Source organism: Myxacorys chilensis, from assembly GCF_059505265.1.
On record NZ_JCACKG010000230.1, the window covers coordinates 37,606 to 59,065 of the forward strand.

Annotated in this window: 26 protein-coding genes; 5 read left to right on the forward strand and 21 right to left on the reverse strand. The window is 48.9% G+C overall.

Annotated features, from left to right (window positions below; all coding sequences use genetic code 11):
• Positions 1 to 5 precede the first annotated feature (5 nt).
• From AC5JLB_RS23425 to AC5JLB_RS23475, 11 genes are all read right to left on the reverse strand, one after another.
• A complete protein-coding gene (locus AC5JLB_RS23425; protein ID WP_495876240.1) occupies positions 6 to 593 on the reverse strand; it encodes a Uma2 family endonuclease in 588 nt (195 codons plus the stop codon).
• A gap of 32 nt (positions 594 to 625) precedes the next feature.
• Entirely contained in the window at positions 626 to 1,264 is a 639-nt protein-coding gene (locus AC5JLB_RS23430; protein WP_495876241.1) for a DUF2301 domain-containing membrane protein, read from the reverse strand.
• 30 nt (positions 1,265 to 1,294) lie between these two features.
• Positions 1,295 to 1,534, reverse strand: coding sequence for a gas vesicle protein GvpG (locus tag AC5JLB_RS23435; RefSeq protein ID WP_495696418.1), 240 nt, complete (start codon positions 1,532 to 1,534; stop codon positions 1,295 to 1,297).
• Between the two features lie 14 nt (positions 1,535 to 1,548).
• A complete protein-coding gene (gene gvpF, locus AC5JLB_RS23440; protein ID WP_495876242.1) occupies positions 1,549 to 2,313 on the reverse strand; it encodes a gas vesicle protein GvpF in 765 nt (254 codons plus the stop codon).
• Between the two features lie 41 nt (positions 2,314 to 2,354).
• On the reverse strand, positions 2,355 to 2,801 hold the full coding sequence (locus AC5JLB_RS23445) for a gas vesicle protein K (protein ID WP_495876243.1): 447 nt from the start codon (positions 2,799 to 2,801) through the stop codon (positions 2,355 to 2,357).
• A 127-nt stretch (positions 2,802 to 2,928) separates the two neighbouring features.
• On the reverse strand, positions 2,929 to 3,339 hold the full coding sequence (locus AC5JLB_RS23450; RefSeq protein ID WP_495876244.1) for a gas vesicle protein: 411 nt from the start codon (positions 3,337 to 3,339) through the stop codon (positions 2,929 to 2,931).
• Positions 3,336 to 4,661, reverse strand: a complete 1,326-nt coding sequence (gene gvpN / locus AC5JLB_RS23455) for a gas vesicle protein GvpN (RefSeq protein ID WP_495876245.1) — start codon at positions 4,659 to 4,661, stop codon at positions 3,336 to 3,338. The genes AC5JLB_RS23450 and gvpN overlap by 4 nt, the downstream gene beginning before the upstream one ends.
• 27 nt (positions 4,662 to 4,688) lie before the next feature.
• The gene (locus tag AC5JLB_RS23460) at positions 4,689 to 5,576 is read right to left on the reverse strand and encodes a hypothetical protein (RefSeq protein ID WP_495876246.1); all 888 of its coding nucleotides are present in this window, start codon (positions 5,574 to 5,576) and stop codon (positions 4,689 to 4,691) included.
• Between the two features lie 80 nt (positions 5,577 to 5,656).
• The gene (gvpA, locus tag AC5JLB_RS23465; RefSeq protein ID WP_162425313.1) at positions 5,657 to 5,875 is read right to left on the reverse strand and encodes a gas vesicle structural protein GvpA; all 219 of its coding nucleotides are present in this window, start codon (positions 5,873 to 5,875) and stop codon (positions 5,657 to 5,659) included.
• Between the two features lie 306 nt (positions 5,876 to 6,181).
• Positions 6,182 to 6,445: a hypothetical protein gene (locus AC5JLB_RS23470; RefSeq protein ID WP_495696412.1), complete on the reverse strand. Its 264-nt coding sequence runs from the start codon at positions 6,443 to 6,445 to the stop codon at positions 6,182 to 6,184.
• A 26-nt stretch (positions 6,446 to 6,471) separates the two neighbouring features.
• On the reverse strand, positions 6,472 to 8,448 hold the full coding sequence (locus tag AC5JLB_RS23475) for an AAA family ATPase (RefSeq protein ID WP_495876247.1): 1,977 nt from the start codon (positions 8,446 to 8,448) through the stop codon (positions 6,472 to 6,474).
• Here AC5JLB_RS23475 and AC5JLB_RS23480 point away from each other — a divergent pair.
• Entirely contained in the window at positions 8,447 to 10,417 is a 1,971-nt protein-coding gene (locus AC5JLB_RS23480; RefSeq protein WP_495876248.1) for an ArsA family ATPase, read from the forward strand. The genes AC5JLB_RS23475 and AC5JLB_RS23480 overlap by 2 nt on opposite strands.
• Positions 10,418 to 10,516: 99 nt before the next feature.
• Complete coding sequence (locus tag AC5JLB_RS23485; RefSeq protein WP_495876249.1) at positions 10,517 to 10,678, forward strand: hypothetical protein; 162 nt, start codon at positions 10,517 to 10,519, stop codon at positions 10,676 to 10,678.
• 65 nt (positions 10,679 to 10,743) lie between these two features.
• Here AC5JLB_RS23485 and AC5JLB_RS23490 read toward each other — a convergent pair whose 3' ends face one another.
• Positions 10,744 to 11,322: a CPBP family intramembrane glutamic endopeptidase gene (locus AC5JLB_RS23490; RefSeq protein ID WP_495876250.1), complete on the reverse strand. Its 579-nt coding sequence runs from the start codon at positions 11,320 to 11,322 to the stop codon at positions 10,744 to 10,746.
• A 222-nt stretch (positions 11,323 to 11,544) separates the two neighbouring features.
• A complete protein-coding gene (locus AC5JLB_RS23495) occupies positions 11,545 to 12,294 on the reverse strand; it encodes an SDR family oxidoreductase (protein ID WP_495876251.1) in 750 nt (249 codons plus the stop codon).
• A 113-nt stretch (positions 12,295 to 12,407) separates the two neighbouring features.
• Here AC5JLB_RS23495 and AC5JLB_RS23500 point away from each other — a divergent pair, with 113 nt between their 5' ends.
• On the forward strand, positions 12,408 to 12,737 hold the full coding sequence (locus AC5JLB_RS23500) for a winged helix-turn-helix transcriptional regulator (RefSeq protein ID WP_495876252.1): 330 nt from the start codon (positions 12,408 to 12,410) through the stop codon (positions 12,735 to 12,737).
• Between the two features lie 174 nt (positions 12,738 to 12,911).
• Here the strand turns inward: AC5JLB_RS23500 and AC5JLB_RS23505 are convergent, their stop codons facing one another.
• Genes AC5JLB_RS23505 through AC5JLB_RS23515 form a run of 3 tightly spaced genes read right to left on the reverse strand, consistent with a single transcriptional unit; the run spans position 12,912 to position 14,522 of the window.
• Positions 12,912 to 14,021 (reverse strand): DUF3326 domain-containing protein, encoded by a 1,110-nt coding sequence (locus AC5JLB_RS23505; protein WP_495876253.1) that lies wholly within the window; start codon positions 14,019 to 14,021, stop codon positions 12,912 to 12,914.
• Positions 14,014 to 14,184, reverse strand: a complete 171-nt coding sequence (locus tag AC5JLB_RS23510) for a DUF8621 family protein (RefSeq protein ID WP_495876254.1) — start codon at positions 14,182 to 14,184, stop codon at positions 14,014 to 14,016. The genes AC5JLB_RS23505 and AC5JLB_RS23510 overlap by 8 nt, the downstream gene beginning before the upstream one ends.
• A gap of 17 nt (positions 14,185 to 14,201) precedes the next feature.
• Positions 14,202 to 14,522, reverse strand: coding sequence for a 2Fe-2S iron-sulfur cluster-binding protein (locus AC5JLB_RS23515; RefSeq protein ID WP_495876255.1), 321 nt, complete (start codon positions 14,520 to 14,522; stop codon positions 14,202 to 14,204).
• 336 nt (positions 14,523 to 14,858) lie between these two features.
• On the opposite strand from AC5JLB_RS23515, the gene AC5JLB_RS23520 reads away from it, so the two are divergent.
• Positions 14,859 to 16,151, forward strand: a complete 1,293-nt coding sequence (locus AC5JLB_RS23520; protein WP_495876256.1) for a M28 family peptidase — start codon at positions 14,859 to 14,861, stop codon at positions 16,149 to 16,151.
• 131 nt (positions 16,152 to 16,282) lie between these two features.
• On the opposite strand, the gene AC5JLB_RS23525 is transcribed toward AC5JLB_RS23520, so the two are convergent.
• The 5 genes from AC5JLB_RS23525 to AC5JLB_RS23545 form a co-directional block, all read right to left on the reverse strand.
• The gene (locus AC5JLB_RS23525) at positions 16,283 to 17,017 is read right to left on the reverse strand and encodes a Uma2 family endonuclease (RefSeq protein WP_495876257.1); all 735 of its coding nucleotides are present in this window, start codon (positions 17,015 to 17,017) and stop codon (positions 16,283 to 16,285) included.
• Between the two features lie 61 nt (positions 17,018 to 17,078).
• On the reverse strand, positions 17,079 to 17,288 hold the full coding sequence (locus AC5JLB_RS23530) for a hypothetical protein (protein ID WP_495876258.1): 210 nt from the start codon (positions 17,286 to 17,288) through the stop codon (positions 17,079 to 17,081).
• Positions 17,272 to 17,799, reverse strand: a complete 528-nt coding sequence (locus AC5JLB_RS23535) for a L,D-transpeptidase (RefSeq protein ID WP_495876259.1) — start codon at positions 17,797 to 17,799, stop codon at positions 17,272 to 17,274. The genes AC5JLB_RS23530 and AC5JLB_RS23535 overlap by 17 nt, the downstream gene beginning before the upstream one ends.
• Positions 17,800 to 18,121: 322 nt before the next feature.
• Entirely contained in the window at positions 18,122 to 18,913 is a 792-nt protein-coding gene (gene cobA, locus AC5JLB_RS23540) for a uroporphyrinogen-III C-methyltransferase (protein ID WP_495876260.1), read from the reverse strand.
• Positions 18,914 to 19,083: 170 nt separating this feature from the next.
• The gene (locus AC5JLB_RS23545) at positions 19,084 to 19,812 is read right to left on the reverse strand and encodes a sirohydrochlorin chelatase (RefSeq protein WP_495876261.1); all 729 of its coding nucleotides are present in this window, start codon (positions 19,810 to 19,812) and stop codon (positions 19,084 to 19,086) included.
• Positions 19,813 to 19,971: 159 nt separating this feature from the next.
• Between AC5JLB_RS23545 and AC5JLB_RS23550 the strand changes: the two genes are divergently transcribed.
• On the forward strand, positions 19,972 to 21,057 hold the full coding sequence (locus tag AC5JLB_RS23550) for a hypothetical protein (RefSeq protein WP_495876262.1): 1,086 nt from the start codon (positions 19,972 to 19,974) through the stop codon (positions 21,055 to 21,057).
• Positions 21,058 to 21,460: the final 403 nt, after the last annotated feature.

The following is a 21,460-nucleotide window of genomic DNA, read 5'->3' on the forward strand; positions in this document are numbered from 1 at the left end:
GTTCTTCAAACTTCCATTGCGAACACTTGATCAGCACTCAATCCAAACGATGAAACAATTTCAGACTCAAGGCGATCGCGTCCCCTCACGATCGTATCCTCATAAGCACCGTCTACCCACTTGCACACGGTAATTTGACGTTCCTCAGGGTCAACAATCCAATATTCTGCAATTCCCCTAGCCGCGTATTCCGTATGCTTGTGTCGGTAGTCACGGGTACGATTTGTTGAACCAGGCGAAACGACTTCAATGATTAGAGCGGGGGGCGGCATGTCGCGAGTAATCGTGGCGCGTTTTGTGCCCACAAGCGCCGCTTTCGATTCTTCAGTATGCACCATCAGGTCAGGCAAGCGACACCTAGCCCTGCGTCCGCTCACTTCGATTTCGAGGTCTTTGTGCCCAATCAAATAGAAAGGAAAGTGCCGCAACAACACACTGTAGAGAAATCGGGCTAGATTAGCGTTCTCTTCGGATGCTGGCGGCATCTCAACCAACTCTCCATCCACCAACTCATACTGAGTATCTGTGCCGTCGTCATAGGCGAGGTACTCTTCAAACGTCATTACCGTCGATCGCGGGGCAGTGTTAGTCATAACTCGATCGCGCTCGTGTGTAGTACAAAAAATTAGCGGGATCGTTCTTTTTCTAAATATTCAAACACGCTTTTATCTCCGATGTCTGGGGGAATTGGCTGAATGACTTTTCGGATCGCAAAGACTAAAAATAGGACAGCCCACCCACCTAGTAGCTGTTGTTCCCACTGCACTGGAAGCAACCCGCTTAGATGTCCCAATAGCAAAGCGGGGACAAGTGGGGTAAGAAATTTGGTTTCTAAACGATTAAAGCAAAATGCTTCTTTGAAGAAAATTCCGGTTAATGCGGCAAACGTGAATCCGACCCCGAGGAGCGCGATCGCATGATGGAACACGTACAGCGCAAGCGGTTCTGAACTCTGCACGGCAATTCCCAAAGACGCTATGCCACCAATTGCCCAAAATGCCTGCAATGCTCGATGTAGCGGAGCAAGATAGATGTGAATAGTGAATAAGCTAACGCCCAGCGCCACCCAGAAGAGCCAGTATAAAGCAGTGATCGCAGTTGGGGACGCATGGAGAAAGACAAGAAGAGTGGCAATTGCAAAACTTACCGCCGCCACCATTAGGCCACCCCGGTAGACCACGACACCTCTGCGATCGTGGTCATCTACTGTGAATTCTCCAAATTGCCCTTGATAAACAATAGGTTCAGCCGTTTGAGACACCATAGATTACGCTCTCAACTCTACAGCTTGATCCTACTGTACGGCGGCTTGACGTGCCTCATCTTCAAGAGCCTGGATTGCTAGCAACAATTCTTCTTCTTGCACTTCAAAATCGGCTTCAGCGATTTCTCCCATATCAAACGCCAACTGCAACGTTAGCAAGCGCTTACTCAGATTTTCCTGATCATCTAATTCAGCAGCGGCGCGTTCTTGAATTTGTTCAGCAATCCAAGCGAGTCCAGTAATCGGAGCGAAAAGGGCACGCAGAACCATAAGAGGGGGTGTAATTAAGTGAGTTGGTCGAGATGAGCGAAGTTATAGGGCGCGGTGAAGTCGTTGTAGCGAATTTTTAGCCGCGAGTCGAATTGATGATCTAAGGCTTCGACCTGTTGACTAAATTCGGCTTCTGCCTCCCAAGGAATGAGATAGGCCGCGTTGTAAATCATCATTTCGGTCAGTACCTCATTTTCGACCCGCGCGATCGCAAGGGGATTGAGGCTGTCTTGGAACGCTTGAATGATGGTTTGCTTGCGATCGCTCATCGCTTTCTCAATCGCTTGTCCAATCAGAACAATCTCATCCATGCTGAGCGATTTGCCGTCTGAGCGACTGCTCCGCACGCTTTCTAAGAAATCGCGCTTTTCCTTGAGGTTAGCGTCTTCTGCCATCAGTGCCTGAAGCTCAGCGTTGCTATCCCAGAAAAGTTTGATGCTCACCTCACGGTATCCTGACAGCTTCTCAAACAGATGCTCAAGGCTCTCACGATGCGGTGTAATGAGCTGCTCTGTCACGGTGTCCCAGGTTTCAATAGTCAAGCCAAACTGAAGCGGCAAGAGCGTTCGATGTCCCGCGTGCATTGCCTGCTCCAAGACTTTTTCATGTCCAAGCAAATTACGCCGACTGGCCAAATAGCGTTCTTGTTGGGCGGCTGAGTAGAGAAAGGCAAAGCGATCGATCACCTGCGTTTGCACAGGCTGGTGATCTAGCCCTTCAAGATCAAGAGCAGGGCCAGGGGCGGGGAAAATGCCGTAGAGATAGAGTCCGTAGGTCATGGGTTAGGTTGGGGCAAATGAAACAGAGTGTGAGCTGACTTCTAAATTGGCTTTGCCGTAAGAACTAGCTGGAGTTTTGCGTGAACTAGATCGAGCTGAGCGAGTCCTAAATCGATGTTGCCTTGAAGCACTACACCTGTGTTGAGCAAGCGATCGAGCAGTTCCAAAATGGACGGGCTAGATGAGGCTTTGCCAGGATAGTAGCTTCCAGCTTTAGGCAATAGAGTGCCCACTTCACCAAGATTGACGTTCAACTCGGCTGGGTCAATTTCAAAAAAATTGCAGAGATGAACGACTTGTTCTTCAAGCTTTTGTAGGCTTTCGGCAGCGCGATCGAGGTCATCGTCGTTTAAGCACCCTTCATCCATGCGACGAATCACTTGGGCTTCCATCAGTTGCCGAACGAGTTCAACTACGGTCAGCAGCAAGGGGGCTAAGCCTGCGTCAGGACGAGCTTTTGCGGGAGAGGGAGAAAGTTCAGAAGACACAATTAGGGGCTAATTAGGGGGTTGAAGATTACACCAAACAACAGATTTTGGCTAGGAGCGGGTTTTCTGTCCTTAATTCCTTCGACTAATCTCGGCGAAGCAGACAAAAGAACACTGGTTATAAGGTTTATAAGTCCTTTAGAAGCGATTCTAAGGAGCCGGATGTAGATTGAGGCAATTTCTGAACGGAGGCTTGACGAAGCGATTTTAGTTCTGCCTCTAACGCTTCAACTCGGTCTAGGAGACGTTGGTTAGTTTCATTCAGTTCTTTGGATTGAGCGCTAAAGTGCGGATTGTTTTCCCACCAGTTAATGCCGATTTCTTTCGCCTTATCGACCGAAGAAATCAGTAATCGGATGCGAATATTCAGTAGTTCTGTCGAAGCAACAGACACAGAAATATCCCCTGCGATCACAATGCCTTTGTCTAGGACTCGTTCTAGAACATCGGCTAAAGATGATCCTTGAGTGGCCGTTGCCATCGTTCCAGCCTCACGCCCTCCAGATGCTGAAGCTCTTGTGGGCATTACTGAACTCATACTTCAACCTCAGAACGAACGATGGCAAAAAACCTACGATCGCGGTGGATCACTTGACGGTTGCGTGTCATGGTACGCAGGACATCTAAAACTTGAGTACGAGACAGACCAAACTCGCTTTCTAAATCTGACAGCCCTGCTCCATCCATGTCAATCAGATACTGATAGATCCGGGATTCATAAAATGCTTCAAAAGCAATTCCTTCTAACTCCGTATCTACTTCCTCTTGAATTACAGGAATTTCTTTTAGTAATTCAACAAGCTGTTCGTTTAGCGTTAGCTCTATCGATGGTTCAGAACTAACAATTGGCGTATCATCTTCTATCTCTAATGTTTGCAAAATCGGCTCAGAATGAATTTCATTTTTTTCGATAGAAGTTTCTGCTTCTTCCGAAATGACATTGCTTTCAGCGTTTATTTCCTCTTGCTCAATCGATTCACTTGGTTTAAGCTGACCGAGTAATTGCAAGAGCAATTCTGTTGATTCCGTCAATGGCAATCCGGAGCGCGACAGCAATACATCTGAGCAAATTTCCCGGAAGTCTAAATTGTTGGGAGACACCGGAATATTATGTTCATGACACACTTTGGCAATCACGACACCAGAGCGCAACCCGGAAGCCATCACTCCCGATTCGGCACGAAAGGCTCGGACGAGTTGCACGATGAGAGAGGCACTGGCGCGATCGAGGGAGGTCTTCTGCCTCAAAATTTCTTGCTGAGTCAGTTCGTCTGGCTCTGGCATATTAATGGTGACTAGCCGATCCATCAGCGCATCTTGCGTACCATGCACGCCGCAATACTCTTCAGGATTAGAGGTTAGAATCGCCCGGAAGTCGGAATTGACGCGGACGTATTCCGTCTGATTGCTGGTTGGTGGCAGCACAAGCAGCTTTTCTTCGAGCGCTGAAAGCAGAACGTTATTTACTTCTGGACGCGATCGATTGAACTCGTCGTAAACCAGCGTAAATCCTTCTCGGCAGGCCATCGTCAACCGCGAATCAACCCAGTTATGCTTCAGTTCATCCTCGACCTTAACAACGCTATGGATAAAGTTATCCACTACTTTTTTGCGCGTGTAGCCTGCTTGTGAGCCAATCAAATCCGACGATCTCGACTCATCATCTCCATAGATCAGCATGATTGGACGAGTCAATAAATCGGCTAAATGCAATGCCAACGTCGTTTTACCTGTTCCAGCAGGGCCGCGCAGATGCACCGAAAAACCAGATTGAAGATAGCGCAACGCTCGAAGGGCGAGCCGCTCTACAGAGGGAGTACTGACGAACCGACGGGGGCTTGCACGGAGAACAGTAGTCACAGTGAGTAATTCCTAAAACAAACGACCTTAATAAACTTCTTCTGAAACGCAATACATGCGATCGCGCTGGGTAATCATGCCCTTTTGGATCAGCGATCGCAGTGCCTCAACGACCTGAAATCGACTCATACTAAGCGATGTCTCAAGCTCGGTCAGCCGCACGCTTTGCATGAGATCGATGTATTGAAAAATTCGCTCTTCTTGCAGCCGCTCTTCTGAAACAGCAGGGGCAGGCTGTATGGGAGCGGGCTTAGCAGCACTCGGCTGAATTTGCTCGGCACTTTGTTTTTCATTCCCTACACGGACATCTGCTCTTTCTGAAGATTCGATGCTTGGGAGCGCAGGTTGCTCCTGTTCGGCAACGTCGGCCAACTCTTGATTAAGCTGAATTCGGGTTGCAATTCGCTGTTGATGTGCTGCTTCTAACAGTAAAGAAGTTTCAGTTTGGGACGTTTGAATATCGGCTCGAATCTTTTGGCGAAGAAGGGTTGATGCTTGATCTAAAGCCGCTCGAAATGCCGCTAAATCGTACGCTAACTGCTGCGCCATTAGTTCGCGGTTGGCGTGAGTGACCGCTAAAAATTCTGACGTTTCTGATCGGAGTTGAATGACGAAGGCCGTGAGTTGCTGAGCGCCTTCTTGGGCTTGAACCTGTCTGCGATCGCGGGCTTGACGTAAAAATGTTTGAGTCTGATGATGCAACTCAGTGCGATCGCGTTGACGCTCCTGACGGCAAACCGTGCCGTTTCTCATTAAACTATCTCGAAACAGACTGAGATCGCAGCGAAGCTCAGAGGCGGTTTCTTGACGATAGGTTTGAATATTTTCTAACGTTGAAGCGACCTGTTGACGGCGTTGGATGATGTGTTGTTGCCGTTGTTGCCGCAAGTGTTGCCAGGATGTTTTTAAAGCCATTGTAACTAGCAGACTTCCTATCTACGTTTTGAAAAGGTTGAAGGAAAAAACTGGGGAATTGACTTCCCCAGTTTCAAGGTTTAGGCAGAAGGAACAGCCGCTTGAGAGGTTAAACCGACCGCTTCTGCATACTTCAAGTAAGTCTCAACCGAGGCAATCACGACACGAGCTTCGATCGCCAGCAGTTCGATACCAACCAACGAAACACGAACCCAAGCATCGATCACGATGCCTTTGTCGAGAATGCGATCGACAACTTCTGCCAAGCTAGAAGAAGAGTTTACTTTTTCAACAGCCATGGTGTTATTCCTTAAACAGTTTGGTTAATGGGTTACCGAATAGGGACGTTAGACTTGCTTCAGATTCGGCTTCCGTAGTTAATAAAGTGGACAGGTTGGAACAGAGACTTTCTAGCGTAAACACGGAACCTACACGTTGGGTCTTGAGAGAAGGTCGCAGATTTACGGACCTGAATGTTAGGTAGCCTGAAATTCGCATGAGCGATGCTGTCAGTCTTTGATTGATAGATGTAGATGACCCGCCGCAGGCCTCTTTCGTCGTGCAGCGGGTCAGTAATCTCTCTCAATCCTTCACTTGATAAAGTACTACCCTTGAACCCGACGCTCAAATTCTTCACGAGTAGTTTCGATCAGCAAAATTGCCTCCTGATGAACAGCAGGATAGTCTTGCTTAAGCCAAGCAATCAGCCGCGACAGTTGAGCATTTCTCAGTTCTAAATCCGTCTGAAAAATTGCGGCGGTTGCCATGTGCTTAGCATATTCAACCGGATGACCTTGAGCGAGAAACGCAGCCGTCAATGCAGCGAGAGCTTGTTGACGAACGAGATCGGTATTGGCTTGAGAGAACATAGGAATTGGGGAATAAGGGTTAGGGATTAGCTGGATGAGCGCTGGCTTTGCAGCGCTTGATGGGCGAGGGTAAAGTCATCCACGGTGATGTAGATTGTGGAGAGATCGTGTCCTTGATCGCGGTAGCGACGGACGGCTTGCAGTGCTGCTTGGTTGCTGAGAAGAGCCAGATCTGCACCATTCCAGCCTTCGGTTTGGGATGCCCAGACGAAGAGATCAACGTCATGCAAAGGGCGATCGCGGTTATGCACTCGCAAAATATCGAGGCGGCTCTGCTCATTGGGTAGGTCTACTTCCAGTTTCAGGTCTAACCGTCCTGCTCTTAACAACGCAGGATCGATCGCATCTGGGCGGTTAGTCGCGGCAATTAGAAGGACGTTGGTGCAGTCTTCTAGTCCGTCGAGTTCGGTGAGCAATTGACCGACCACGCGATCACTCACACCCGAATCTCCATTAAATTTCCCGCGCACTGGCGCTAGGGTATCAATCTCATCGATGAAGACGACACAGGGAGAGGCTTGACGGGCTTTTGCAAACAACTCGCGAACTTCCTGTTCTGCTGCGCCCACCCAACGGCTCATTAATTCAGAACCATTTACCGCAATGAAATTAGCTCGCGCTTGGGAGGCAACCGCTTTTGCTAAAAGCGTTTTTCCCGTTCCGGGCAATCCCCAAAGGAGAATGCCACGGGGCGCTTTTGCCCCCGTTTGTTTGTAGAGTTCGGGATACAACAGTGCGCCTTCTACCGCTTCTTGTAAGGTGCGCTTGATCTCTTCTAAGCCGCCAATTTGATCCCAATCCACAGTTGGAGATTCCACTTCGACAGAGCGCAAGACAGATGGCTTCACTTCTTTGAGCGCCTGTAGAAAGTCAGATTGCTCTAGGGTCATCGCGTCTGGCAGTGGCTCAGTTAGAGAAGGAACTTGGCGACGCAGAGCAGCATAGGCAGCTTTTTGACAAACCGCTTTGAGATCTGCGCCGACCATGCCGACGCTAAGATCTGCGATCGCATCCAACTGCACACTCTGAGCTAATGGCATCGCCCGAGTCAGAATCGTTAGAATTTCTAATCGTCCTGCGCGATCGGGGACGCGATATTGCACTTCGCGATCAAACCGTCCGGGACGGCGCAACGCTGGATCGAGATGATCCGGGCGATTCGTCGCTGCGAGCACAATTACGCCCGTCGATTGGGCGAACCCATCCATCAAGGTCAGCAGTTGAGCGACGACCCGTTTTTCGACTTCGCCCTCGACTTTGGAGCGATCGGGAGCGAGGCTATCAATTTCGTCGATAAATATAATACAGGGAGCCGCTTTTGCCGCCTTTTCGAACACATTGCGCAGACGGGTTTCAGCTTCCCCGTAGTACTTGCCCATAATTTCGGGGCCTGCGATCGCAATGTAATTCACGCCTAATTCTTGGGAGAGCGATCGCGCGGTCAAGGTCTTTCCGGTTCCGGGAGGTCCCATCAACAGTACGCCTCGAACGGGTTCTAATCCGAGTTTTGCTAGTAAATCAGGACGCTTTAACGGAAGTTCGACCAGTTCTCGCAATTCCCTCAACACATCGCCTAGTCCGCCCAAATCCTTTAAAGAAGCAGTTGCATTGTCTTTAGGCGGAGGCGTAACGATTGGATCGGATTCAGAACTGCCAGAATGGGGGGTTCCTCGACCGACCCCGACTCCGTTAGGAATGCTGCCTTGACGTGGAATACTACTGAGACTGCGGCTATTGATTTGAATATTCGCCTTCAGGTCGCCCTTCTCAGCCTTTTCTTCTAAAGCTTTCGCCAGTTCTATCAGTTGCTCAAAGCCTTTAAATAATTCACTCATTGCCTTACCACAGAGGGTGCGTTGGTGTAGCCTCTTCGCGAGATGGGGAAGACTACATCCAGCAGTGTGCCCAAAGGCGAAGTTCTGAAACAGGGATACCTGGGGTAATGGGCTTTGCAGGCAGAACGCGCCTGACGGCAACGCTAACGCAAGGAGGGATGAGACCATGAGGAATGAACGATTTGAGACGGTGGATTGCGCTGTGAAGCCGTTGGATGCGCTGCAATTGGCCATGTTTAGTGGTAAAGGTGGAGTGGGTAAAACGACGATCGCGTGTGGGTTCGCGCGGCATTGGGCGCAGCAATTTCCTACTGAACGCATTCTGCTGCTTTCAACCGATCCGGCTCATTCAATTGGCGATGTTTTGCAAGTCGAGGTGAGCAACACGGCTCGCACGCTTGAGGATTTGCCGAATTTGTTCATTAGAGCGATCGCGGCAGCAGACCTTTTGCAGGACTTTAAAGCAAAGTATGGCTCAATTCTAGAGTTGCTGGTTGAGCGGGGCAGCTTTGTTGAGAAAGGAGATTTATCGCCCGTTTGGGATTTGAGTTGGCCCGGACTCGATGAACTAATGGGCGTGCTAGAGATTCAGCGTTTGCTAAGAGAAAATGTCGTCGATCGCATTGTGGTTGATATGGCTCCAAGTGGTCATACGCTGGCGCTTTTTGGTCTGATGGATTTTTTGGACGAATTTCTGTCTGCGCTAGAACTGTTTCAACAAAAGCATCAAGTGATTAGCCAGTCTTTTAGAGGTCGCTACACCCCGGATGAGGTTGATCACTTTTTGCTGGAGATGAAGTCTGATTTAGGCGACGGTCGGCAATTATTGCAAGACGAGACAAGAACAGCGTGTCTCGTGGTGGCGATCGCGGAGTGGATGAGTCTGCTCGAAACCCAACGCTTTCTCAGCGCGCTCAACGTCCTCAACATTCCAGTTGGCGGACTTTTAATCAACCAAGTTTCAGATAACTCAAGCGATACAGATATCTACAGCGACCAACAGAAGCTGATTGAAAAATTTCTAGAATTCACTGTTCCTGCTACGTTGCTTGTTCCTCAACAGGCTCAAGAACCGATTGGCAAGGAAGCGCTCGATCGGGTGATGAGTCAAATTCAAGTGGCTCACGCTCAACGGGTCTCTATCGAAGTTCAAACTCGCCTACCAGAAGCGATTCCGCCGGGATTCAGCGATTTTATCTTAGAAGGACGGAAGCTGATTTTGACGGGTGGAAAGGGAGGCGTGGGTAAAACGACCGTAGCGGCTGCGATCGCGCTTGGTATGGCACAACGACACCCTGATAAAAAGATTCGCGTCATCTCGATTGATCCGGCTCACTCCTTAGGCGATGCGTTGGGAACGCATCTTGAACATAACGCCACTGACATCACCGCCAATCTCAGTGGTCAAGAAATGGACGCGAAGCAAGTCCTCGATCAGTTTCGAGAAGACTATTTGTGGGAGCTTGCCGAGATGATGAGCGGCGAATCAAATACTGCCGACACAACGTTACGAGTTGCTTATAGCCCGGAAGCATGGCGCAGAATTGTCTCTCAATCCTTACCCGGAATTGATGAAATGCTGTCGCTGATCGCAGTGATGGAACTGCTTGAATCGGGATCGCAAGACCTCGTAATTTTAGATACTGCTCCAACGGGTCATCTGCTGCGCTTTCTGGAGATGCCCACTGCATTAGGCGATTGGTTGGCTTGGATTTTCAAGCTTTGGATTAAATACCAAAATGTTTTAGGACGAACCGAACTGATGGGGCGCTTAAGAACATTGCGACAGCGCGTGATGCAGGCTCAGAAGAAATTACAAGACCCACAATATACAGAATTTATCGGCGTTTGTCAGGCGCGATCAGCGATTTTGGCAGAAACACAACGATTAACCGAATCATTGAAAGGGATGGGTATTTCTCAGCGCTACATTGTGAATAATCGATTCGAGCCAGAACACGCATTCGATCCTCAGCTTTTTCCTCAACAGACCGTCGTCAGTCTGCCCATGCTGCCAAGAGCGATCAGCGGAATGCATCATATTAAAGGAAACACGCCCTTCAGCCAAATCGCGATCGCAGCGTCCTTACTTTTCCAAAATGAGGATGTTCAAAATGAGGATGGAAAAATTGACTAGAGACGGCAAAAAACACTCGACTTGCGAGAGAGTTTTCATGAGCGGGGTATATCGCATCATGGCAACAATGCAATTAACAATGCAATCGAGGATACATCTATGCCCACCCTCAGCTACACACTCATCCTGCCCTGCGTTTTGGTCGCGATGATTAGCGTCATGTTCGAGATCAGAAATGCCCTCGACGAATTTGATCTTGAGCGGTTTGTGCTGTGGGTTGGGGTTGCATCTGCCATCTCTGCTTTGCCCACGATGCTGTGAAGGCGTTTTAAGGAAAGGGTTTAACTCCAAGCCTGACATCTGCTATGGCTGTATTGCACTTTGCGCTAATCACTGAATTTCCAGACGCATCCTGCAACAAAGTTAGTGCAGACGTGCGCCACAATCGGCACTAGTAGGTTTCCCGTCCAAACGGCGCTATAGCCTAGCGCAATGCCAATGATGGTTGCCCAAACGATGTATGCCCATTGTTTCAGACCATTCATGTGCAGCACGCCAAAGCACAAGCTTGAAATTAGAATGCCTTCGAGGTTCAACCCAAACTCGGGCAGCATGACGCCTCGAAAAATCAGTTCTTCACTCAGTCCGGGCAGTAAGCCAAGCCAAATCAGATCGGGAAATAGGAGCGGCTTGAGAATTAACTCTAGATAGTAATCTGCACTGCGACGATAAGCACCCCAAATGCGATAGGTAATAGAACTTGCAACAGTAATGGCTAAACCAAGGGCAATACCTTGAAGAACGGCTTCAAAAGAAAATTTAACGGGGATTAAGGTAACAGAGCCAAAGTAAATCCATGCTTTGGCAATAAATAATAAAACAACTGCCGTGACACCCATTGCAATGAGAACTTGCAGTCGGGTCAGAGGCTCTGCTTCGGGCGTGTCAGAATTTTGTTCAGCCACGAGAATTTAATATTAAGGGGGAACGAGCCTCACAGTATAGCTTAAGAGTCAGAAAGGCTATAGGGCAGGAATACAGGTTTCGATTTGATTCCCTTATCTCTGTACCAATCTTTTCAAGACTTATTTATTCTCAGGTCACTTAACCTCGCAGTGCTTTCAGTCCAAGGTTTGAAAACAACTGGCTTGCAACAGCCCACGATACCAATCTTCATTCTCCTGTCTTTACCCTTGTGTTGAGTTAGGCAACATCATCGCCATTGCTTTTTCAAGTGCTTTTGGATCTCCGAGTAGCTGTGCCGCCATCTCCTTGGCTTGTTCTCCAGGATAAATATCCTCAACTCCGTCGATCACGGCTTGCAAAGCTTCCTGTGCGACAACTTCTGGCGAAACTTTAGGCGGAGGAAAGTTTTTGCTGACTTCAGTATCTACTGTTCCAGGCATCACACCCGTAACCAGTGTACCTTGTGCTGCTAATTCAGCCCGAATGCCTTGTGTCATCAAGAGTGCTGCTGCTTTGGAAGCACTATAGGAAGCATTCATGGGAAGATTAACTTTCCCTAAAATACTCAGCATATTGACGATCGCGCCTCCACCGTTTGCTTTCAAGACGGGAGCAAAGGCACGGCACATTGTCAGGGTGCCAAAATAATTGACCTCGATTTCTGCTCTCGCACTGGAAAGGTCAGTGGCAGAAATGAATCCTTTGAGAAGCCCAATTCCAGCATTATTAATCAACAGATTAACGTCTTTGCACTCGCTAGCAGCAGCACTTACGGATTGCTCATCGGTAATATCCAGCGAAATCGGGATAATTCGTTGTGAGTCAATTGCTGCTAGGTTAGCAAGAGCGTTTGGATTTCTGGCACCTGCATAGATCCGAGAGACGCCTGCCGCTCGTAGCGCCTCAACATAGTACTTGCCGATCCCGCCATTTGCTCCTGTAACTAATGCAATTGCACCTTCAATCTGCATTCTGGGTTTCCTTCGTTGTGACTACACGTTTACAGTAGGATAGGCTTCCGCTTTCTTTTTGGGAAGTACTTACTTTTTTGTAAGTCTGGTGAGTTGACGAGGAGGAAAGACAAGTGGCAGTCGAGCACCCTGAAGGCACCGTGTTCGTGCAAACTACACTAAAGGTTTTGGGTGGCAAATGGAAACTCTTGATTTTATGGCATTTGAAAGATGGAGCAAAACGTTTTAGTGAACTTAAACGCTTAATTCCTGAGATTACTGAGAAGATGCTGATACAACAGCTTCGAGAACTGGAGAAAGATGAAATCGTTAATCGAAACGTTCAATCAGACATACCTCCAAGAGTTGAGTACTCATTCACAGCTTATGGAAGAAGTATTATTCCCGTGTTGGAACCTCTCTGTAGCTGGGGGCAGGAGCATCTGAAACGGACAGAATGTTGATATATAACGAGTTAGCTAGTCGCTTTTTAGAAAACGATCGGTGTCATTGACATCAACCATCCACCTTGACAGACTCAAGTACTATCCCAACAGATAGCTGAGGCGGCACAACTCTCTTTTATCACTCTAGGTTTGGCGATCGCTCTGACATTGCCCACGCTTTGATTGCTGCACTCAGTTTTTGATGCGATTGCTGAGAGCTTGTGAAGCATTTTCTTTGAAGTTTGCCCCTTCTGTGGTGAGAGCAGCCAAAGGCGAGATCGTAGAGGCGATCGCAGATGGATTGACGCCCGCGCGATCGCACATCATCACGCCGATCGCTTCTAAATAAGAATTCACAATTGTGGCATTGATGCCGAGAGCTTCGGGCGGAACCTGCATTTTTGTCAGATTCTCTCGCACAGCAATGATTCGAGTGTTAGATCCATTGAGGCTGATCACGGCACTGCCGCCACAGGCTGATTCTGGAACCACGATCGCATCGATTTCATTTGCCCAAATATCGTGACGATCAGGATTGCCCGTCACAAACTGAGGCGCACGGCTCAAGCCGACTAAAACACACGGCAAGAAGGTATAGCCTAATTCTTCAGCGGCTGACTTGGGTGACAAATGGGGGTCGAGCGGCAACGGTGAAAGGGCAGGTGCATGAGCGCAGGGGACGTGAAAGGTTCGCACAATGAGATGGCTGATCACGGCTTCGGCCCCAGCTAACGGATCGACGCCTTGACCATGACGATAATCTTGCAAAGCGTCGCTGCTCGTATCATCTGGAAACCGTGCCACAACTGCGATCGCGTCTGCTCCCGCATGATGGATTAACTGATCTGCCGCTCGCAGCAAACTATCGGGATGCTGAATCGTTCCCCAGGTTGCCCCGGATATGGCGGTTCTAAGCTCAACATTGAGCGGCTGATCGCTCACTACATAGTCGGTCAGGGTTAACCCTAATGTTGCTCTCGCCGCGTCTGCAACTTGTAGATGGCGCACTCTCAAGTCAGGCTCAATTCCTTGATCGAACACGATGCCAATTCGATTTTGACGAACCGGACGTAAGCCCCAGCGTCCCGCCGCGACCTGATCGAGTCCAAACCCTTCTACATAGACGGCGTTGGGTAGGTTCCAGTAAAGCTGTGCGCCGTTGAGTACGTTTGGATGAGTAATCAGGCGATCGCACGTTGACGCGATCGCTTTTGCAAGCGGTAAAGCATCGCCCGCATATCCACCAATGGACGCGCCAATGCCAGTAGGAACGATCAGAGCAACAGTATAGGGATTAGTCACGAGTTACAACCGCTTCAACTTTGGCAATTTGATCTGCATCAACGTCTGTGATTGCCCATCGTAACGGCTCTCCGTATATTCGCAACTCTGATTCGATCGCTCTGTTTAAGTCAGTTGCAACAGTTTTAAGATCAATTTCTGCGGTGATCAAGTGAGTTGTCATGGACAGTGCAATCCCGGTTAACCCTGTCCAAACTGGAGTTGATACACGGTGTCTTCTTGATTCGTTTCGAGTTTGATCGGCGATCGCGGATACGCTACACAAAGCAACGCATATCCTTTCTCCTGCAAATCCGCGCTGACGCCCATCCCATCAGATTGATCGACTGTTCCTTCTAAAAGCAGTGCGGCACAGGTCGTGCAGACGCCTGCTGTACAAGAACTCGGCAAATTCAAGCCGTGATCTTCGTTGGCAACCTCTAAAATGGTGCGATCGTCTGGAACTTCAATCGTGTGGGTTTGCCCCTTATGTAAAATCTCGACGGTGTAAGTATTCGTCATCTTAAACAGTACTGCGCGTGTATTCCCAAGACTCATTGTAGGACGACTTGAGAAGATGTTTCGTTGATCTTGCAGGAGTGTCGATCGCTCATCGAACTCTATTGCTGCACGCGGAAACTCTATTGAAGGAATGGCGAACTCAAGTGTTGTATCGGAGAACTCCATTACTGCAAGCGGGAACTTCGTTGAAGAAATTACGAACCTAAGTGTTGTATCTGGAAACTCTATTGGAGGAAGTGAGATCACAGCATCTTTAAACTATCGAAAAGGAATAGCTAAAAGGAAGCCTTAGCGGTTGTTTAACTAGAGATCTGCTGTTGATCCCGCTACAGTGAGATGAACAAACTGGGAGTCGGGCAGGATATGAGTCGAGCGTTAAGCCTCAAGAAGCTCTTGAAACGTTACTTCGCTTTAGGATTATCGATTTTAATTGCAGGGGCAATTGTGATTAGCGCCGGGCACAACTTCAAAGGAACCGCATCCAACGCTCAAGCAACGCCTCCCGATCCGATCGATCCATTGACCGATGTGCAAGCCCTAGTGAGTTTAGGTGCGCGAGTAGCAGGAACGTTGGCAACTGAGAAGGCGAGTCAATATCTGATCGACCAGTATCACAAAGCAGGGTATGAAACGGACATTCAGACGTTCACGTATCCTAAATTTAGGGATCTAGGCTCAAGTTTAGAGATTGGCGGTCAGGCTCTAGAAGGATGGGCCTACAACGGCTCGATTGCAGGCCAAATCAGTGGGCGATTGGTTGCTATTCCAAACAATGGACAGCCGAATGATTTTGCTAGCGTTCCGGTCAAAGGCGCGATCGCAATTGCCCGTCGCGGCGGCATGACGTTTTCTGAGAAAGTCAAACATGCGGCGGACGCAGGCGCGATCGCAATCGTGATCGTCAATAATGAACTCAAGAACGTGCACGGCACACTGACGAGCGAACCCGCCATTCCGGTGTTAGGACTGTCTGGAGCCGCAGGAGATCCGCTGATAGAACGCGCTCGAACCGCAGCCCAGAGCGCGACCTTAACCGTCAATACTCAGAAAGATGCCGTGGCGCGGAACGTCATTGCTCATTTACCTGGCGTCACACAACCCAAATTGATTTTAGGCGCACACTATGACTCGGTTCCCGGCTCACCAGGAGCGAATGATAACGCTTCAGGAACGGCAGTTGTGTTAGCGATCGCGCGCCAACTTTCGCCATCCTTTGGACATAGCCAATCGTCGCTCTCACGCCAAATCTGGTTTATCGCCTTTGATGGGGAAGAAGACGGACTGCAAGGATCGCAGGCCTTTGTCAATCGAGCGACTCCTCAGTTTCTCTCAAACCTGAAAGGAATGCTCAACTTTGATATGGTTGCTGTGAATCCAACCCTACAAATGGACGGATCGTTATCGTTGAAATCATTTACCAAAGTCGATGAGACGATGATGAAGAATCCTGCCCTCCGTCTTGGCAGCAGCGACCATGCTTCCTTTAAGTCACAGAATGTTCCGGTGCTGTTCTTCAATCGAGGCTATGAACCGAACTATCATAGTCCCAACGATAAAACCATTACGCTAAAGCTTTTGAGAGAAACCGAGGACGCCGCTTTGCAGTCCATCAAGCAAATTTTGAAATGAATTCCTGTGACGATGCAGCAGATATTGATAGTGAATGCAACGGATGAAGACTCATTCTGAAGTCAGGTTCTAAAGTTAGGCGTTCTGGTTCCTGAGACTTCCTGCAACAAGGGTGGAAACAGCTTTGCGGTTTAAACATTTTCTGGATCAATATTCAACCCTCGAAGTTTCGCGGCGAGTCGCTCCGCCCGTTGAGCTTCTTGCTCGGCACGTCGCTCTGCGGCTAAGCGCTGTTGCTGCTCAGATAAAGCGGCTTCTTCGGGAGTTGGAACTAACTCACCTGTCGGCGCGAAAAACCGAAGCTTACCTTGATGTACTCCCAGAAAGAGTTGCAGTTGCTCACTCCACAATTGACCTTGAGAACTTGGCTGAATCGGTTGATAACCACTCCGGTTGAGAGAAAACCCTGCAAATTCAAACGTTTCTGGATCAAACCAGAAATACTCAAGCGTTCGGAAGGTATTTTGATACAACTTCTTCTTGGTCGTTCGATCAACTTCTGCGGTTGATTCTGACAGAATCTCGACAATCACATCTGGGTATCTGCCGTCTTCTTCCCAAACCGTCCAACTTTTACGCGATCGCGGCTCAATGCCTTGCACGACAAAGAAATCAGGTCCTCGAAAGTCGCGAGTTTTAATTCGCTTCTGACTGTAATAAACGGTGAGGTTTCCCCCGACAAAGTAATCAGTGCGATCGCGCCATAACCACTCTAGGCAGCTAATCAGCAAGACCATTTGCCGAAGATGCAAGTCGGATTCCATTTCGGGTTCATCGCTATAGAGATCGCACGGCGGCAGAGGCGGAATGTCTTCAACGTCTTGATCGGACTCGGCATCAGTGATGAGATTTGATTGAGGAGTCATAAGGTTTCTCCGAGCGTTTAGCACGTCAGACTGTTTTCATCATAACGACAGGGCGATTTCGTTAAAGTCGAAAAAAACCGCCCTCATAGTTAACAAATCCTCCCTCTGCAAATCCGAGCCAATACAACATGTGAATCATTTTGGTCACGCCGTCGCGAGGTGCGATCGCTAATATTCGGGTTCTTTCACGCGGTGTGCGACGAGTCGTATCGAGGGCAGCGGAACTGAGTTCGACATCAGATGACTTAGAGTCGTCACTGACGTACAACAACTGAGGTTCCAATCTTTGCCCAATTGAATAACCACTGTGCATGATCTGGAGCAACATTCACACAACCATGACTGACAGGAGTACCAAAACTGCGATGCCAGTAAGCCCCGTGAATCGCGTAGCCTCCTGAGTAATACATGGTGTAGGGCACATCTGGAATGTCATAGTCATCGCCCTGCATTCGAGCAATTCGATGTTTCGATTGAATCTCGAAACTACCTACAGGCGTCGAAGTCGCTGCTTTCCCCGTAGAGACAATTACCGCATGAACCATTGTCTTCCCTTCCCAAGCTATGAGCCGCTGAGTAGAGAGCCGAATTTCAATCCAACGCTGATTTGATTGTTTTAACGCCGCAATATTACTTGTAGTCGAATTCGCGGACAGGGCAGAGCTTGGAGCGATCGTAGGTTCTAAAATCGTAAAACTCAGCACTAAAGTCATTAAGAGCGATCGGTTCCGCCAAGCTCTAAACAGCCGAGCAGGGCGCAAAAACGTTGTGAGGACTGCCATATGTCCCCTCCTAATATATATTTCAGAATTTTCAATACGTAGAAAACGGGTAGTGCAGCCCTATCGATCAAGTTCTTTAAGATCGCAGTAGTGATATCGCAGCCATTGTGGAGAGACGATCTTGTGTATCACTACAAGTTTCTGCATCAATATTCCAGAATCTCAAAATCAAGCTAATCAGATTCAGCTAAGCGATGCATCTGAAATGATGCTAAGGCGCAAACATCTCTGGCTCAAAGATTCATTTGGGCTTCTCCTAAGGGTTGAGGCGAGAAGAAAGCCCAAAGATCTAGCCATCCGGAAGATTCGAGAACGCAAGATATCAACAATTCAAGACATTTGCTGCTAAAAATTTCGGGCGACTAGTTGACAAGATTTCGTGGAGATTGACCACATTGCCGATTACCGCGATTGCAGGAGCCGCGAACTCTGCCGCTTCCATTTGCTCAACAATCGTCGCCAACGTGCCAATCAACTGTTCCTGTTCAGGACGAGTGCCCCAGCGCACGAGCGCGATCGGTGTGTCTAACCCCAATCCTGCGCTCTCCAATTGTTCGATGATGTAAGGCAAGTTGTGAATGCCCATGTAGATCACAATCGTTTCAGATCCACGCGCGATCGCACTCCAATTTACCGCTGGACGATATTTTCCGGCTTCTTCGTGACCCGTCACAAATGTCACCGACGAACTATACGCCCGATGAGTCAGCGGAATTCCAGCATAAGCAGGAGCCGCAATTCCAGACGTAATTCCCGGAACAACTTCGACTGGAACCCCAGCGCTGATGAGATCCTGCATCTCCTCGCCGCCCCGCCCAAAGATAAACGGATCACCACCTTTAAGCCGAACCACGATCGCGGCAGTTTGCGCCTTATCAATCAAAACTTGGTTAATTTCGTCTTGCGCCATCGAGTGGCGTCCACGTCGTTTTCCAGCATCAATCCGCTCAGCAGTTGGATTGATCATGGCCAAAATTGGCGCACTCACTAGCGCGTCGTACACTACCACATCCGCACACTCTAACAAAGCTTTTCCTTTGAGGGTAAATAAGCCAGGATCACCTGGTCCCGCCCCCACGAGGTAAACCTTTCCAATACAAGAATCTAAGGTCATTAGTCTAGCGTCAGCGGTGTTCATGCAGGCAAATATGAGAATGTAGCCTTGTGCTTAGCCTAAACAATCAATTGATTAAAAAATGCAGTCTCAAATACCGATTATCAAAGTGAAAAGTGCGTTCTTGTCCGGTTTAGCGTTCACCAAAACTCAAATCATCAGGACTCAAATCAGAGTGGAACGCACATCATCAAATTCATCACGACATCGGCTAATTCGTCGCTTTCATCTAAGGGATCTGCGAGGCGAAGCTCGACCGTTGGCAACTGCTGAGACAGTTGGTTGACCGACTGCGCGATCGCATCAGTAATACCGCCCGAAAACAGAAAATACGGCACAATTTCAATTGTCTGAAATCCTTGTCTTGTTAACTCTTGCACCCGCAGGGCTAAGCTTGGCGCGACAGACCAATACGCGGGCAGCATTCCCAATTGATGCGCTAACGCTTCGACCGGAAGGTTGCCTTCCGCACGACGACTGCCATGAGAGAGCAAGATTTGAGCCTCTGCTCCTGACGATCGACGCGAAACTAGGGGTTTTAACCCAGAGTGACTGCCAAGATGGGAGATCAGCGTCAGTTTAGCCGTTGCCAAGGGTCGAGCTTTCTCAACTTCTTGAGGAATGTCTTCCATCACATGTACGCCAGGAAGCAAGAAGAGCGGCACAATTTGAATTTCTGAGATGCCCTGCTCGGATGCCTGTTGACTAAAGTTTTGAATTTGTTTGTGAAGCGGTGAGGGAGCGCATTCCAAAGCGGCTGTGCCAATCAGGGCGCGAGACTTCTGACCAATTCGGTGAGCGAGCCGAGCGATCGCTAGCTGAGGGCGCACGTCGCGGCTACCATGAGTTACTAACAGATAGGCAATTGGCGCAGGGCGCAACTCTGAAGGAACTGACATAGCTCAACCCGCTAACGTGTAACGCTATGTAAATTCTAAACGGCTCATGCTAAAACTGATCGGTATTTAGCTAGATATTTATCTTGCGATTCCTTTGGAGTTGCGCCTTACGCTAATCGCAACGATTTCTACGCCATTTTATTCTTCATGGACTGATCGATGAAGTGCAGGTATTTCTTTAAGTTCATTCTAATTCTTTCGGTTGTCTTTCTGCTTCCCTGCACGGCCTTGGCGAATGCGCCTGCTCCCCCGCCCTACATTTGGTTCACCTTTTTAGATCGCGCTGAGGTGGAAGGAATGCAATTTGTGGGGTGTCAAACGGCGCTATGCGAAAAACCAACGCTCTTGATGCAACACGGAACCTGTTCTCGATCGAGTTGTCTCACCACTCAACCCGTTCTCAAAGCCCCGCATCGATTTGAATGTGCAGAACATACCTGTTTGTACAAAGGAGTATCGCTCAGTGACCCACCCTTAGCGCCCTATCTTAAGCTGGTAGGCCAGTTTCAGAATCGGGCGCGATCGAGCCAAGCCTTCATCACCGATTTCCGCAGCCCGATCGCAGGTTATGCCGACCGTCATCTCCTGGTTAAAACCCTCGACGAAGAGCTGGTTGTGCTCCCCGATCGGCAAGCGATGAAGCCGAGCCGATGGGAAGTGTTTGGCAGAGCGTTAGCAATCACAGAAATCAGCGAATTAGCGATCCTTTGGAGCTTGGCAACGCCAATCGCGGCTGTCTTCTTTGGCTGGAGGAAATGTACCAGAGAATTCACCACTCGGATGCTGACCGCCGTGGCGCTGGTCAATCTCTTCACTTTTCCGGTGGTATGGTTTTTCTTTCCATCGCTCCAACCGTTTCAATATTTAGCCACTCGCGTCTTTGGAGCAACGAGTCTGATCATTGCGATCGCATTTAGCGTTGCCCTGATCCGGTTAAAGACCATTAACCCCAAAACGCTGATCAGAATCTTTACGATTTGGCTGATCTCATCACCGCTTGTCATCGCGATGGCAGGAGTGATTGCCTTTTGGGTCAGCTATGGCGAATCGTTTCCATCGAGTGCGGGAATTCCGAGTTGGCTCACTCTGCCCGCTTCTGAAGTGTTTGCTATTGTCACCGAAGCGTGGTTACTGCTGCGCCTCAGTCAGCATCATCTCTCGCTCGCTCAGGCTAGTTTAATCAGCGTCTTGATGAACGGTGTCAGCTTTGGATTGGGAATAGCGTTCTTGCCCGCTTTGCGTTGAGCAATACCGAATTTATACCTGATCGCTCTTTAGTACTCCTGCCGTAGCTAGCCAATGAGCGTCTTTCTACCCAAGAGTCTGAACATGATCGCGCGATCGCTACCCAATCGATCGCACTGGCTGGGCTATGGTATTTATTAACTAGAGCAGCATAGATAAATCTTCTTGGAAGCGGTCTCCTATCAGGAGTTGCAGATTCCGGTTCCCCTTTAACATAAATTCGACAGACTACTGGCATGCCTAACCTCTTCAGCACCTTTTTTTCGACCAATTTCATTCCTCACGGGCATTGTTACCTCTGGAAACCGAGTCTCGTCTGGATGCACTTAGCGTCAGATGCCGTGACTGCCGGTAATGCTATAGATCTGTTGTTTTTGGCTGGTGAATCTGTTGGAATGGAGGA

Coding starts and splice junctions, on each gene's coding strand:
- AC5JLB_RS23485 (WP_495876249.1), top strand. CDS start 10,517: ATGCCCACCCTCAGCTACACACTCATCCTGCCCTGCGTTTTGGTCGCG.
- AC5JLB_RS23470 (WP_495696412.1), bottom strand. CDS start 6,445: ATGTTCTCTCAAGCCAATACCGATCTCGTTCGTCAACAAGCTCTCGCT.
- AC5JLB_RS23475 (WP_495876247.1), bottom strand. CDS start 8,448: ATGGTCTCATCCCTCCTTGCGTTAGCGTTGCCGTCAGGCGCGTTCTGC.
- gvpA (WP_162425313.1), bottom strand. CDS start 5,875: ATGGCTGTTGAAAAAGTAAACTCTTCTTCTAGCTTGGCAGAAGTTGTC.
- AC5JLB_RS23495 (WP_495876251.1), bottom strand. CDS start 12,294: ATGCAGATTGAAGGTGCAATTGCATTAGTTACAGGAGCAAATGGCGGG.
- AC5JLB_RS23430 (WP_495876241.1), bottom strand. CDS start 1,264: ATGGTGTCTCAAACGGCTGAACCTATTGTTTATCAAGGGCAATTTGGA.
- AC5JLB_RS23535 (WP_495876259.1), bottom strand. CDS start 17,799: ATGGCAGTCCTCACAACGTTTTTGCGCCCTGCTCGGCTGTTTAGAGCT.
- AC5JLB_RS23550 (WP_495876262.1), top strand. CDS start 19,972: ATGAAGTGCAGGTATTTCTTTAAGTTCATTCTAATTCTTTCGGTTGTC.
- cobA (WP_495876260.1), bottom strand. CDS start 18,913: ATGACCTTAGATTCTTGTATTGGAAAGGTTTACCTCGTGGGGGCGGGA.
- AC5JLB_RS23525 (WP_495876257.1), bottom strand. CDS start 17,017: ATGACTCCTCAATCAAATCTCATCACTGATGCCGAGTCCGATCAAGAC.
- AC5JLB_RS23515 (WP_495876255.1), bottom strand. CDS start 14,522: ATGACGAATACTTACACCGTCGAGATTTTACATAAGGGGCAAACCCAC.
- AC5JLB_RS23460 (WP_495876246.1), bottom strand. CDS start 5,576: ATGGCTTTAAAAACATCCTGGCAACACTTGCGGCAACAACGGCAACAA.
- AC5JLB_RS23450 (WP_495876244.1), bottom strand. CDS start 3,339: ATGAGTTCAGTAATGCCCACAAGAGCTTCAGCATCTGGAGGGCGTGAG.
- AC5JLB_RS23480 (WP_495876248.1), top strand. CDS start 8,447: ATGAGGAATGAACGATTTGAGACGGTGGATTGCGCTGTGAAGCCGTTG.
- AC5JLB_RS23435 (WP_495696418.1), bottom strand. CDS start 1,534: ATGGTTCTGCGTGCCCTTTTCGCTCCGATTACTGGACTCGCTTGGATT.
- gvpF (WP_495876242.1), bottom strand. CDS start 2,313: ATGACCTACGGACTCTATCTCTACGGCATTTTCCCCGCCCCTGGCCCT.
- AC5JLB_RS23520 (WP_495876256.1), top strand. CDS start 14,859: ATGAACAAACTGGGAGTCGGGCAGGATATGAGTCGAGCGTTAAGCCTC.
- AC5JLB_RS23545 (WP_495876261.1), bottom strand. CDS start 19,812: ATGTCAGTTCCTTCAGAGTTGCGCCCTGCGCCAATTGCCTATCTGTTA.
- AC5JLB_RS23425 (WP_495876240.1), bottom strand. CDS start 593: ATGACTAACACTGCCCCGCGATCGACGGTAATGACGTTTGAAGAGTAC.
- AC5JLB_RS23510 (WP_495876254.1), bottom strand. CDS start 14,184: ATGACAACTCACTTGATCACCGCAGAAATTGATCTTAAAACTGTTGCA.